Origin of the sequence: Acinetobacter gyllenbergii, from assembly GCF_001682515.1 — a bacterium.
In the GTDB taxonomy this organism is placed as follows: Bacteria; Pseudomonadota; Gammaproteobacteria; order Pseudomonadales; family Moraxellaceae; genus Acinetobacter; species Acinetobacter gyllenbergii.
Genome location: NZ_KV575261.1, coordinates 1,000,689 through 1,014,522, shown reverse-complemented (window position 1 = coordinate 1,014,522; position 13,834 = coordinate 1,000,689). Strand labels below are relative to the sequence as shown.

The 13,834-nt window shown below is 44.0% G+C and carries 8 protein-coding genes; 5 read left to right on the top strand and 3 right to left on the bottom strand.

The annotated features are described in order from the left end of the window. The first annotated feature begins 4 nt into the window (after positions 1-4). Positions 5-1,702 (top strand): PepSY-associated TM helix domain-containing protein, encoded by a 1,698-nt coding sequence (locus tag NG55_RS05020; protein ID WP_065342535.1) that lies wholly within the window; start codon positions 5-7, stop codon positions 1,700-1,702. Then, complete coding sequence (locus NG55_RS05015; protein WP_016541818.1) at positions 1,702-2,037, top strand: DUF3325 domain-containing protein; 336 nt, start codon at positions 1,702-1,704, stop codon at positions 2,035-2,037. Before NG55_RS05020 ends, NG55_RS05015 begins: the two co-directional genes overlap by 1 nt. 85 nt (positions 2,038-2,122) lie before the next feature. On the opposite strand, the gene NG55_RS21210 is transcribed toward NG55_RS05015, so the two are convergent. The 3 genes from NG55_RS21210 to NG55_RS05000 form a co-directional block, all read right to left on the bottom strand. Beyond that, on the bottom strand, positions 2,123-4,630 hold the full coding sequence (locus NG55_RS21210; protein ID WP_065342534.1) for a TonB-dependent siderophore receptor: 2,508 nt from the start codon (positions 4,628-4,630) through the stop codon (positions 2,123-2,125). A 66-nt stretch (positions 4,631-4,696) separates the two neighbouring features. Further along, on the bottom strand, positions 4,697-5,653 hold the full coding sequence (locus tag NG55_RS05005; protein WP_065342533.1) for a FecR family protein: 957 nt from the start codon (positions 5,651-5,653) through the stop codon (positions 4,697-4,699). Positions 5,654-5,676: 23 nt separating this feature from the next. After that, positions 5,677-6,192 (bottom strand): sigma-70 family RNA polymerase sigma factor, encoded by a 516-nt coding sequence (locus NG55_RS05000; protein WP_016541815.1) that lies wholly within the window; start codon positions 6,190-6,192, stop codon positions 5,677-5,679. A gap of 232 nt (positions 6,193-6,424) precedes the next feature. On the opposite strand from NG55_RS05000, the gene NG55_RS04995 reads away from it, so the two are divergent. The 3 genes from NG55_RS04995 to NG55_RS04985 are packed head-to-tail and all read left to right on the top strand — an operon-like array spanning position 6,425 to position 13,834. Beyond that, entirely contained in the window at positions 6,425-7,636 is a 1,212-nt protein-coding gene (locus tag NG55_RS04995) for an efflux RND transporter periplasmic adaptor subunit (RefSeq protein WP_065342532.1), read from the top strand. Between the two features lie 4 nt (positions 7,637-7,640). Then, on the top strand, positions 7,641-10,730 hold the full coding sequence (locus NG55_RS04990) for a multidrug efflux RND transporter permease subunit (protein ID WP_065342531.1): 3,090 nt from the start codon (positions 7,641-7,643) through the stop codon (positions 10,728-10,730). Next, positions 10,727-13,834, top strand: coding sequence for an efflux RND transporter permease subunit (locus NG55_RS04985; RefSeq protein ID WP_065342530.1), 3,108 nt, complete (start codon positions 10,727-10,729; stop codon positions 13,832-13,834). The genes NG55_RS04990 and NG55_RS04985 overlap by 4 nt, the downstream gene beginning before the upstream one ends.

Genomic DNA, 13,834 nt, shown 5'->3' with positions numbered 1-13,834 from the left:
AGTCATGCGTGTTGATGGTAAAAATGAAGGCCCTCGCCAGTCGATGTCATGGTTACATACATGGACAAGCCTGCTCTTGGGATGGTTGCTTTATGCAGTTTTTCTGACGGGTACGCTCAGTTTTTTCCAAAATGAAATTACGGTGTGGATGAAACCTGAATTGCATCAGTCTGTGAATAATACTTCACAGCAGCAACAATTGGGTTATGCACTACAGTATTTGCAGCAAAACGGGCAGCCTGCCGAAAGTTGGAATATCCGTTTTGCCAATGAACGCCAACCTGCCATTATGCTGAATATCCGTAAGCCGGGTGAAGGCCGCCGTCGGGGTGGTGAAATCTATTTAGATGCTCAAACGGGCCAAGAGATTAAAGCGCGAGAAACGCGGGGTGGTGGTTTCTTGTATCGCTTCCACTTTGAACTTTATGGTATGCCACGTATATGGGGGCGTTGGATTGTTGGTATCGCAACCTTATTCATGTTTGTGGCGATTATCAGCGGTATTATCACCCATAAAAAGATTTTCAAAGATTTCTTTACTTTCCGTCCAGCCAAAGGACAGCGTTCGTGGCTCGATGCTCATAATGCAACGGCTGTGTTTGCCTTACCTTTTCATATCATGATCACCTTTAGTGGTTTGCTGCTGTTGATGTTCATGTTTATGCCTTGGGCGATGAACAGCCATTATGGAAACGGTCAGAATTTCTACCAAATGCTGAATGAACCTGTTGCGAAAACACCTGAGCAAGCACGGTTATTGGCAGAGCAAAAACAAAAACAAGCAGCAGAGGAAGGGCGTGGCAATCGAGGGGGTGGCCGTCGTGGTGAGGCCGAACAAGCAGTACCTGTACTTGCAGCAGCACCGATGGTGAATTTAGTCGCATTGAGTCATTACGTTCAACAAGGTTGGGAAGATAATCCGATTGCTTCAATTCGTGTGAATAAACCGAATACCGTAGAAGCAGAGGTTCAATTTAATGCAACCCATACCACCACATTGCTTGATCGAGAAAGCATTCCTTCAATGAAGTTTAATGCGGTGACAGGACAACTGATTGATGAAGCCAAGCCTGTAAATTCCACTTCGAAAGCTATTTATACCTTAGTGACTTGGTTACATATGGCACATGGTGTGGATTCAGTCCTACGTTGGTTATTATTTTTATCGGGTATCTTGGGTACCATGATGGTGGCTTCAGGTCTGATTTTGTGGGTGGTGAAACGTATTCCAGACGTGCAGAAACTGGGATATAAGCCGTTTGGTCATCGCGTAGTTGAGGTTCTGAATATTGCTGCAATCACAGGTCTACCAATTGCCTGTGCGGCTTATTTTATTGCCAATCGTTTTATCCCAGCTCAGTTGGCAGAACGTTCTCCGTTAGAGATTAATGTGTTCTTTATCGTATGGCTGCTGTGTTTAATTCATGCGGCTATTCGAGCGCATCGTCCCGCATGGTTGGAACAACTGGCTTTAGCAGCCGTACTGTTCCTGTTTATGCCTATCCTGAATTTCCTTACAGGCGGGCAGGCGTTGTGGATGAGTATCTATCATGGACAATGGATGATCGCCAGTTTTGATCTGGTGTGTATTATTTTAGGTCTGATTTTTATCTATTCGTACTACAAGTTAAAGCGTTACCAAGGCCTGCCACTGAAGCAGAAAAAACAGCCTAAGGTTCAAGCTGTACAGGAGCAAGCATAATGGCAGCAATGATGTTGTGGTGTGTTGCTGTGGTGGCCTTATCGGCGCTTGCGTGCGGGATGAGTAAGCATCAGCGTGATATTTTTAGTTCTCAGATTTCAGCTCAAACGAGCCGATGTTTTGAAATTACAGGTTGGGTAATTCTTCTTATATCTGCGTTGGTCATGATTTATTTAAAAGGGGCTTCTGTCGGCTTATCTGAGTGGTTGGGGTGTATCACCTTTGCTGCTTTGGCGGTGGGCTTATTACTAACGTATCAGCCTAAAAAACTCTTGCAGGCCAATGTGATTATGACTGTTTTATTTGGGCTAATGCTGATTGTGACCTTGATTTAAGCTTTGGCTGCATCGTAGTTAAATAAAAAGAGGAAACTTTCGTTTCCTCTTTTTATTTGTGAATGAAAGATAAGGCTAGTTTGGCTTACCAGTCATATTTCAAACCCACGCGGAAATTAGTTGGCGCACCATAATAACTATTGGTGGTCGCCAAATGATATTTTTCATTAAACAGGTTATTTAGGTTGAAATTTACCAACAGATTTTCGTTGATTTTATAACGTGCCATTAAGTCGACTAAAGCATAGCTGTCTTGAGTGAAGCGAACGCCATTTGGTCCACCATCTTGATAAATTTCACTTTGCCAACGAACGCCACCACCAATTGTTAGTGCTTCATCGAGATAAGGCAGAGTATAAGTGGTAAATAGTTTAGCCGTGTTGTTTGGAATGCTGGTATTTAAGTTTTTGCCATTTTTGTCCTGAGATAGATTTCGAGAAAAACTGGCAGAGAGCTGCCAAGTATCCGTGAGTTTACCTGTGGTTTCTAACTCAAAGCCGCGGCTTTTTGTACCAGATTCGGTACGGTATGCTTGAGAGCCATTTGGTGTCGTTGCTCCTTCTATCGCAATGTCTTTATTATCTTCTTGAGTTTGGTATATTGCAGCACCAAAGTTTAGTTGGTTATCAAAGAATTCACCTTTAATCCCCAGTTCTGTGCTATTTCCGATCAGTGGATCGATATAGCTACCTGTGGTGGTTTGCTTATCTTGTGGTAAGAAAATATTGGTATAGCTTGCATAACCTGTCCATTGCTCTGTTAATTCATAGGTAATGCCAACATAAGGAATGAATTTATTTTTTTCTTCACGTTTTGAAGGAACGAGTTCTTGATTAGAGTTGGTGTAGTCCTTATCTATGCGTTGCCAATTTTCTAAACGTGTTCCTAAAATCACTGCCAGTGGATCTGCAAGTTTTAGACGTATCGCACCAAATACAGATTGGCTCTTTTCATCATTGCTGTACCAGCCACCAATTGGCATTTCAGGACGCGTAGGTGTATTTCCATCCCATTCGAAAATATTATCTAAAGTGTTCACACTCCAACCCGAATAGGTTGGGCGTTTATTTTTACTTTTGGTGTAGGTGGTACCTAAAACCAGATCATGACTTTGGTTAAATAAGTCAAATGAACCATTTAAGGTTAAGTTAAATAAGTCCTGAGTTGGTTCGTAGTCCCAATGAGATCCATAAAGTAAAGTACCAGCCCCAGTTTCTTTATTAATTCCTGAACGCGAGTAACCATAACCGACAATTTCATCAGAGGCTGTGATCGTACGAGATATGATACCTTTGAGTTTCCAGCGTTCGTTAAACTGGTGTTCCACATCTGCAAAATAAGCTGTTGTTGTTCGATCAGACTTACTCCAACTTGCAGCGTTTGAGTCCGAACGTGACCAATTAATTAAAGTACCATCGGTATAAAATGAAGGTAAACCGCCGCGGGCAATACCTGAAATATCCATCTGTTGATAGCTAATTCCTAAACTGGCTTTGGTTCTTTCTGTAAGGTCTGCCTCAACGACACCGTAGGCAATTTTACGTTTTTCACTATAGCGGTCGATATAAGAGTCACCTGTTTGATAGGCTAAAACGGTACGTCCGCGGATTGTTCCAGCTTGGTTTAATGGGGCTGAAACATCGACATCGGTACGATATGTGTCCCATGAACCTGCACTAGTGCTGACAGAAGCTTTAAAATCTTGTAGAGGTTTCTTTCGTACCATATTAATACTGGCACTGGCAGAGCCTGCACCAGTCATTAAGCCATTGGCACCACGTACGACTTCAACACGGTCAAATAAAGCGGTGTCCTGACTTTGGAAAATACTACTATATGAACTCATCAGTTTTACGCCATCGAGCAAATAGTTATCAACCGTTTGACCACGTGCATAAATAGGTGAATTATCACTGCCAATGTTACCGCTTTGGTTAATGCTTAATCCTGCGGCCTGTGAAACAACATCGGTCAGTTGCGTCAGGTTTTGATCTTCCATTTGTTGGCGGGTAATGACACTCACCAATTGTGGTGTTTCTTTTAGAGTTAAAGCTAAACCTGTAGAGGCTGTTGTTGCTTTGGCTGTATAGGAACCAGAACCTTCTGTGGTGAGGTTTTGCCCTTTATCGGCACTTAAATGAATCGTTGCTAATTGTGCGACGCCAGTTTCGCTATTTTGATTTAATTCAGTTGTATTTGCCTTGGTGTGAATTGCTTCTAATTGAACCACTTTAGGTTCAATAGCAGCCACAGTTGCTTTGGCTTGAATGCTATATCCAGCATTGGCAACTTTGACTGCTTCAAATGCATGTGGTTTGAGCAAAGTCTCTAAAGCAGTTTCTACTGAATAATTCCCTTTCAGTGAAACGCTTTTTATTTTTGCAAGCGCAGTCGAGTCATAACTGATGGTCGTTCCAGTTTGAATGGCGAGTTGCTTCAATGCTTGGTCGAGTGTGGTTGAGCTAATTGAAATCTGATAAACATTAGCAGCATAAGCAGACGTTGTTGCAATGCTGGCAATACTGAGTGGCATGCCCCATAAAACGGCGCGTACAGCCAGCGCTAAGGTCGTTTTCGCCTGATAATCCTTCATGTGGTCTTCTCAACTGGGAGTGTATTTCTCTATAAGTCGGATCAGATTGAAAAAAGGATCATCTTTTTATCTTTTTTTTATTTTTAATACATATGGAGTGTAGTAGCTCAGCTCAAGTTGATGCGTATAGGCCAGTGTCTCTAAGCTTTGTTGAGGATTCTTTAATGAAAAAACGCCTGAAACGCGAAGGTCTTTTAACGCTGGTTCGATGAAATAAGTGCCTTTTTTATAACGATATAACTCATCGAGTACTTTTTGAAGCGGCCATTGTTCTACCACCAGTAATTGTTGAGTCCAGTAGGGTTGCTCGTTATTCAATGGCAACGGTTTAGAGATCTGTTGACTGTCGAAATATGCACGTTGACCTTGCTGTAAAATCTGCCGTTGCCCAGAATCCTGCGGCTGTAAAGCAACAGCATGTTGATAGACTTTGACCCGAGTTTGATCATCTTGTTCTTGGCGTACTGTAAATTGAGTGCCTAAGGCCTCGATTGCACCATCTTTGGTGTTGACCATAAAGGGGCGGTGTTGTGGATCTTTGGCGGTTTGGATATAAATTTCGCCTTCGATCAGTTGAATTTTTCGTATCTGTTTGGAGAAATCCACCTTGATATAACTATCACTGGCCAAGATCAAGGTTGAACCATCTTGCAATACAATGGTTTTAATTTCACCCACCTTGGTATGATCATCAGACTGCCATTTTGCCCAAGGCAATAGATATATGCCGCAACCGATAACCATCAATCCTGACAGGCTGAGCAGCATATTTCGTTTCGTGCTCAGATTAAATTTTTGCTTGGACTGGACTAAGGATTCTGAGGGAAAATGATTGGATAAACCTGATAAGCCCTGTGTAAATCTAGTGATGTGCTGAATGGCCAAGGCATGTTCTTGTTTTTCTGACTGCCAACGTTCAAATTGCTGCTGTTGTAGCTCGGTCATTTCGCCTGAATGTAAGAGCACTAGCCAATCGGTGGCTGCATCCAATACATGATCAGGAATTTTAGGAGCTTGAGACATGGCAGCAAAGCAGATTCAGCAAATTAATCAGTCTGATTATAAAGACTTATGCAGGCCAAGAAAGCCTGTTTCATCTCTCTTTTGACTGTTGCTTCAGAAATATCCAGTTTTTCACTAATGGTACGATAAGTTAGTCCATCCAGTTGCGATAATAAAAATACCTGTGCGGTACGCCGAGGTAGCTTTTCCAGCATCAAATGCACTTGATAAAGCGTTTCACGAATACAGACTTCGTATTCAGCTGAGGGATAGTATTCTTCTGGCAGTTGTGCAAGTGCATCTAAATATAAATGTTCAATATGTTGGCGACGCCAATGGTCAATGATCACGTGTTTGGCGATGCCCATCAGCCAAGCTTGGGGTTCTTTAATCTTTTCAAAGCAATAATCACTTTTTAAGGCACGGTAGAACACCTCCTGACTCAAATCTTCAGATTGGTGATGATGTTGCAGTTTATGCTTAAACCATGACAACAGCGTGCTTTGCTGGGCTTGATAAACTTGGCTAAACCATAACTGTTTTTCTACATTTAGGTTCATGACGGGGAGTCCAGATATTGGCGGGGAGAAGCCAATCACAAGAGGATGAAAAAATATTTTCAAATAGTAATGATAATTGTTATTAATATCAATAAAATTGTATACATACTTTTACAGAAAAAATTGAGCTGATTTTGATTTTCGTTCGACTAAACCAATGTAAGGGAACTTTTATTGTTCTCTACCTCTCCCATCTTTTTAATGCCTTTCGTTTGATTAAGTAGAGTATGTCATGAGTGAACAACAGATTGATTTAAAACCACAACAGCATTCTCGATCTAATAAAATCAAATGGTTGATTACATTATTGGTGCTTCTATTGCTGATTGCATGGGGATGGAATTATTGGAAGACGTCGCAAGCAAATAAACAAGAGTCATTTAGCCAATGGAGCAAACCCGTGCCTGTGCGTGTGGTCGGGGTACAACGGGGCGACTTGCAATTACAAATTAAGGCGATTGGTACGGTCGTGCCAGCCAATACCGTGAATGTGCAAAGTCAGGTATCAGGTGTACTACAAAAGCTGTATTTCGAAGAGGGACAATATATCAAGAAAGGGCAGTTGCTGGCACAAATTGACCCGACCCCATTTCAGGTGGCATTGGTGCAGGCACAAGGCACACAGCAACAAAATTTAGCGCAGTTGCAAAATGCACAAACCGAATTGAATCGTTATCAATTGCTGTATAAGCAAGACTCGATTGCCAAACAGCAGGTCGATCAACAGCAAGCCTTGGTTAATCAACTCAAGGGACAGATGCAAGCCAACCAAGCACAGGTCGATACGGCAAAGTTACAACTGTCTTATACCAAAATATATGCACCGATTGAGGGGCGTGTTGGTTTTCGTCTCAAGGATGCAGGCAATCTAATCCAAGCCAATGAAGCAACAGGTTTACTGAGCATTACCCAAATCCATCCTGTGTATATTCAGTTTGCGATTGCAGAAAATTATTTAGACACAGTGCGCCAAGCCACAAAAAATAAGCAAAGCATTCAAGTCAGTGCTTGGGATCGTGCAGAACAAAAACAATTGGCCACAGGTTCAGTTCAAGCACTGGATAACCAGATTGATCTGAATACCGGCACACTCAAAGTCAAAGCTGTGTTTGCCAATCTCGATGATGCTTTATTTCCGAATCAATTTGTCAATGTTCGTTTAAATGCCAAGACTTTGCAAAACGCGGTGCATTTACCGAGTGATGCCATTCAACATGGCGCAAAAGGCACCTATGTTTATATTGTGAATAAAGAAGATAAAGCCGAAGTACGGATGTTAAAACTAGGGGCGGTTTCACAAGGACAGACCGAGATTGTTGAGGGTTTACAAGGCAATGAACGGGTGGTGTTAGAGGGGATTGATCGGCTTTCCGAAGGGCAAGAAGTACAAGTCATTCAAGATGATGTGTCTAAGCCACTCCCAGCAAAAACGGTCGCTGGATAAGCGCATGAATATTTCCAGATTTTTTATTTTACGACCCGTCGCCACCACGTTATTGATGTTGGCGCTATTTTTCAGTGGCCTACTGGTTTGGCGCATGTTACCTGTGTCGGCATTGCCACAAGTCGATTATCCGATTATTCAGATTTACACCTTTCAGCCAGGTGCAAATCCAGATACGGTGCAACGAACCATCAGCTCACCTTTGGAAAGGGAGATGGGTAAGATTGCAGGCTTGAAGCAAATGTCTTCAAATAGCTCGGTTGGTGCTTCGGTGATCACCCTGCAATTTGAGTTGTCTGCTGAACTGGGCATTGTCGAGCAAGAAGTACAATCGGCCTTAAGTACCGCGAGCAGTAAATTGCCCAATGATTTACCGACGCCACCGATTTATCGCAAAGTGAATCCTGCCGATGTGCCTGTGATTACCCTTGCGATCAGTTCTGACAGTTTGCCATTGACCACGGTCTATGACATGGTTGATACCCGAGTGGCGCAAAAACTGTCGCAGCTTTCAGGCGTGGGGATGGTGAGTCTGGCAGGGGGGCAACGTCCTGCGATTCGGGTACAGATGAATCCTGCTGCGCTTGCAGCGTTTAAGCTCAGTGCTGAAGATGTGCGTGCTGCGATTGCTGCTGCCAATGCCAATCAACCGAAAGGGAGTTTTGATGGACCTTTTCGATCGACCATGTTGGATGCCAATGATCAGATGCGTTCGATTGCGGACTATGAAAACCTGATTTTACGTTGGAACAATGGCGCACCGATTCGTCTAAAAGATGTCGCGCAAGTGCTGGAGGGCAGTGAAGATCGCTATATGGCAGCGTGGGCGGACAGCCAATCGGCTATTTTGGTAAATATCCAGCGACAACCCAATGCCAATGTGATTGAGGTGGCCGATCAGATCAAAAAAATCCTACCTGAATTACAACAAAATCTACCTGAAAATGTTCACATTCGTGTACTCACTGATCGAACCGAAAGTATTCGGAGTTCGATTAAAGATGTGCAAAAAGAATTGGTTTTCGCCGTGTGTCTGGTGGTGTTGGTCACCTTCCTGTTTCTACGTAATTTTGCTGCGACCCTGATTCCAAGTATTGCTGTACCACTATCGATTATTGGTACGTTTGTGCTGATGTATTTCCTTGGTTTCTCGGTCAATAACCTAACTTTAATGGCATTAACCATTGCCACAGGCTTTGTGGTGGATGATGCCATTGTGATGCTTGAAAATATTGCACGACACCGTGAGTCAGGTGAAAGCATGTTGCAGGCAGCACTGAAAGGATCCAAAGAAATTGGCTTTACCTTAATTTCTTTGACGATTTCTCTGATTGCTGTTTTGATTCCTTTGCTCTTTATGGGCGATGTCGTTGGGCGGCTGTTCCATGAGTTTGCCGTGACACTGGCAGCCGCGATTGCACTGTCTTTGCTAGTGTCTCTGACCTTAACCCCAATGATGTGTGCCTATTTACTCAAAGATGCACCGAAGCATACAGAGCAACCGAGTCGATGGAGTCTGGATCGCGTCATTCAGCACTATGCGAAGTTGTTGCAATGGGTACTTCGACACCAAGTACTGACCTTGATGGTGATGTTGGCAACAGTGCTATTAGCAGGACTGCTGTACTGGTCGATTCCGAAAGGCTTTTTCCCAGTACAGGATAATGGTGTGATTCAAGTGGTCACTGAAGCGCCTGACCAGATCTCGTTTCAAGCCATGAGTGAACGTCAACAGGCCTTGGCAGCAGTGATTGTGAAAGATCCTGCGGTTGCCAGCTTATCTTCTTTTATTGGTGTCGATGCCAATAATCCAAAGTTAAGCAATGGGCGTATTCTGGTCAATTTAAAACCCCATGCCGAACGTGAACCCGCAATGGATGTGATGGCGCGGCTGAGTGAAAACTTTGCGCAGGTACATGGGATTAAAGGCTGGATGCAACCTGTCCAAGAGTTGAGTATTGAAGACAAAATTAGCCGCACCCAATATCAACTGAGTGTAACTGCACCGAAAAATCAATTGGTTGAGGAGTGGACACCCAAATTGGTTCAGGCCTTGCGCCAGCAGCCTGCATTTGCAGCAGTGAGCAGTGAAGATGCAGGGCGGGGTTTACAAGCCTATATCGAGGTCAATCGTGATGCGGCTGCACGTTTAGGTTTGAGTGTTGAAGACATTAGTTTGGCTTTGCAAAATCTATTTGCTCAACGCCAAATCGCAACTTTATACACGCAATCCAATCAATACCGTATTGTTTTAGAGTTAGATCCTCAACTGACCCAAGGCATTGAGGCTTTACAGCAAACCTATATTCATAATAATCAGGGACAGCCGATTTTATTGAGTTCTGTTGCTACGATTGTCGAAAAACATGCGCCGATTCTTTTACAGCAACAGTCGCAATTTCCTGCGGTTGGGATTTCCTTTAATTTAGCCAAAGGGGTGTCTTTAGGTGAGGCGATTGCTGCAATTGAGCAGGTTAAGCAGCGCCTCAATTTACCGCCAGAGCTACAGGTACAACTGCAAGGCGCAGCCGCCGCTTTTGAAAATTCACAGCAGCATACCTTTTGGTTGGTGATTGCAGCGATTGTGACCATGTATATAGTGCTGGGCATGCTGTATGAGAGCTTTATTCATCCTGTGACTATTCTTTCAACCTTACCGTCTGCCGCAATTGGGGCTTTATTGGCCTTGTTTATGGTGGGGAGGCCGTTGGACATGATTGCGCTGATTGGGATTATCTTATTGATCGGTTTGGTCAAGAAAAACGGCATCATGATGGTCGATTTTGCGCTAGCAGCGCAACGTCATCAGGGCTTATCGGCTGAGCAAGCCATTTATCAAGCTGCTTTATTACGTTTTCGCCCGATTCTGATGACCACGCTGGCCGCGGTCGTCGGTGCAATTCCGCTGATGCTGGCCTCTGGTTCAGGGGCTGAATTGCGACAGCCTTTAGGTTTGGTGATGGTGGGTGGATTGTTGGTGAGTCAGGTGCTGACCTTGTTTACCACACCCGTGGTGTATCTGTTTTTTGATCGCCTGCAAGCAACCCGAACTGATGCAAGTCAGTTTTCAGAGCAGACAGGAGCCTCGCAATGACGCTGCTGTCGGTGTTTGTGCAACGACCTGTTGCCAGTGTGCTATTGGGGATTGCGATTGTTCTACTCGGTATATTGGCTTATTTACGTTTGCCTGTTGCGGCATTACCACAAGCGGATATTCCGACCATTGTGGTGCGTGCCAATCTACCCGGTGCCAGTCCAGAAAGTATGTCTGCAACGGTGGCAACACCTTTAGAACGCGCCATGATGGGGGTTTCTGGGGTTAAAGCGATTAACTCATCCAGTAATCAAAGTTCGACACAGGTGGTTTTGCACTTTGATTTAAATACCGATATCAATGAAGCGGCACGTGAGGTTCAGGCTGCCATCAATGCGGCGATGTCGCAGTTACCCGCAGGCATGCCGAGCCCACCCGAATATTTTAAAATCAACCCAAGCCAAAGTCCAATTTTCTATTTGGCACTGAGCTCTAAACAGCTTTCTGCTGCAAAACTATACGAAATTGCATCCAATCAATTACAACCCAATTTGGCCCAGATCAGTGGAGTCGGTGAAGTGTCGATTGATGGGGCTTCTATGCCAGCTGTACGTATCACCATCAATCCAAGTGCTTTGGTTTCAACGGGGATGTCACTAGAGCAAGTTCGGCAGGTGGTCGCGAAAAGTAATGTGGTACAGGCATTGGGTGTGGTGGAACAACAGCAATTACGTTGGCAAGTGGCGCTTTCTACAGAATTAAAGACCGCCCAAGATTTTGCCGACCTGATCATCCGACACACAGATCAAGGGGTGATTCGCTTAAAAGATATTGCCGAAGTGCGTGATTCGGTTGAAAACCGCTATGTCAGTGGTTTTCACAATGGACAGCCTGCGGTGATATTAAAAATTAGCCGACAGCCCAATGCCAATACCGTGGCGACGATTGATCTGATCAAAGCCAAATTGCCTGCTTTACGTGAATTGATGCCACGCGATGCGCAGTTAACCGTGGTAATGGATGGTTCAAATATCGTCCGTAACAGTCTTGAAGAGGCAAGAGATACCTTGTTTCTATCCATGCTGTTGGTCGTGATCGTTGTTGTACTGATGTTAGGGCGATTGCAAAGTGCAGTGATTCCCACAATGGCATTACTGGTCACTTTAATTGGGGTTTGTAGTCTGATTTTTTTGGCTGGTTTTTCGCTGAATAATCTGTCGATTATGGCGATCATCGTGGCGATTGGTTTGGTGGTGGATGATGCCATTGTGGTACTCGAAAATATTGAACGCTATATTGAGCAAGGTGATTCTCCTGCACAAGCGGCGGTAAAAGGCATTCAAGAAGTTGGCTTTACCTTGATTGCCATGAATCTGGCATTGATGGTGATTTTCCTCTCAGTCTTGTTTATGGGCGGTGTGATAGAACGCTTATTCAGAGAGTTTTCGCTCACGTTGGTTTTTGTGGTGCTGTTATCGGTCTTTGTTTCCTTGATTTTAACCCCCAGCTTATCAGCACGCTGTTTAAAACCGCTATCTCTTAATCACCCTCCACGACTGTATCGTTATAGCCATGATCTGATTCAGGGATTGACCCAATCTTATATTCGCTCTCTGCATTGGGTGCTGAAACATGCTTATCTGATTGTGGTGTTGTGGCTGGCCGCAATCATGGCGTCAGTTTATCTCTATAATTTATTACCAAAACGGGTATTACCTGAACAAGACACGGGCCGAGTCGGCGCTTTTATTCGTGGCGATGATGGTTTTTCTTTTCAAATCATGCAACCAAAGATTGCTGCATTTAACCAAGCCTTACTCAAAGATCCTGCAGTACAAGATGTAGTCGGTACTTCCGGTGGCGGTGGTGGTATGACCAACTCATTTTTGATGGTCAGTCTCAAGCCCAAAGCTGAACGCGACGGATTAACCTCTAAACAAGTAGTCGAGCGTTTAAAGAAAAATGCACCTTGGCAAGCAGGGGCAGTGTTCTCTGCGGATGTCGAACAAGATTTGGAATTGGATGATCCTTTTTCCAGTGGCAATGCTCAAGAATATTTATTGTTATTGCAATCTGACAATGTGAGCTTATTACGTGAATGGGCACCTAAAGTAGCCGAGGCCATGCGCAAATTGCCTGAGTTTGAAGAGGTCGAAACACAAGGAGATGAAGGCGCTCAACACGTCACTTTAGATATTGACCGTGAAGCCGCAAAACGATTGGGCATTGATATTGAAAATATTTCCAGTGTTCTCAATAACTCCTTTTCACAACGGCAGATTTCTACGATTTATGACCGTAATGATCAGTTTTATGTGGTGATGGAAGTAGACCAACGTTTTACTGAACATCCTGAAGCCTTGGCGGATATCAAAGTGCCGAATCAACAAGGGGCCTATGTGCCTTTAAGCAATTTTGCCATGTGGACCTATGGCATTAGCAATGATCGGGTCTATCACCGTAATCAATATGCAGCGATGGGTGTGGGTTATGTGGTGGAGAAAGGCTATAGCTATGAACAGGCCGATGCTGCAATTCGCAAGGTTTTGCCTGAGATTATGCTGCCCAAAGAAATCTTTGTCATGACCGATCGTGATGTCGAAGCTGAAAGTCTACAGGCTGGAATAAGCACACCTGCTTTGATCGCGGCGGTGATCGTGCTGATTTTTATTGTCTTGGGGATCACGTATGAAAGTATTGTGCATCCTTTTACCATTTTATCGACCATTCCGACAGCGGCTTTGGGTGCTTTGCTCAGTTTATGGCTATTTCAGATTCCGTTTAGCCTGATAGCCCTGTTAGGTATCTTTTTGCTGATCGGGATTGTGGTGAAAAATGCGATCTTGCTGATTGATTTTACTTTGCAGCAACGACGTCAAGGCCACTCCGATTTAGACAGCATTATCGCTGCGGCAACATTGCGTTTTAGACCGATTTTAATGACCAATACTGCTGCTTTATTAGGTGCGATTCCTTTGGCACTGGGTTGGGGAGAAGGCTCGGAAATGCGTCAGCCTTTGGGGATTGCCATTGTCGGTGGATTGGCACTAGGGCAATTATTAACCCTCTATACCACCCCTGTGATGTATCTCATATTTGAAAAAATCGCTCAACTCCTGAATCGCTTCAAACTGCGATTGAATATCTTGCGTTGGAGTAAATAG

Bases quoted from the DNA above. Each gene is read 5' to 3' on its own strand.
- NG55_RS05020 (WP_065342535.1), top strand. From the start codon at position 5: ATGCGTGTTGATGGTAAAAATGAAGGCCCTCGCCAGTCGATGTCATGG.
- NG55_RS05015 (WP_016541818.1), top strand. From the start codon at position 1,702: ATGGCAGCAATGATGTTGTGGTGTGTTGCTGTGGTGGCCTTATCGGCG.
- NG55_RS21210 (WP_065342534.1), bottom strand. From the start codon at position 4,630: ATGAAGGATTATCAGGCGAAAACGACCTTAGCGCTGGCTGTACGCGCC.
- NG55_RS05005 (WP_065342533.1), bottom strand. From the start codon at position 5,653: ATGTCTCAAGCTCCTAAAATTCCTGATCATGTATTGGATGCAGCCACC.
- NG55_RS05000 (WP_016541815.1), bottom strand. From the start codon at position 6,192: ATGAACCTAAATGTAGAAAAACAGTTATGGTTTAGCCAAGTTTATCAA.
- NG55_RS04995 (WP_065342532.1), top strand. From the start codon at position 6,425: ATGAGTGAACAACAGATTGATTTAAAACCACAACAGCATTCTCGATCT.
- NG55_RS04990 (WP_065342531.1), top strand. From the start codon at position 7,641: ATGAATATTTCCAGATTTTTTATTTTACGACCCGTCGCCACCACGTTA.
- NG55_RS04985 (WP_065342530.1), top strand. From the start codon at position 10,727: ATGACGCTGCTGTCGGTGTTTGTGCAACGACCTGTTGCCAGTGTGCTA.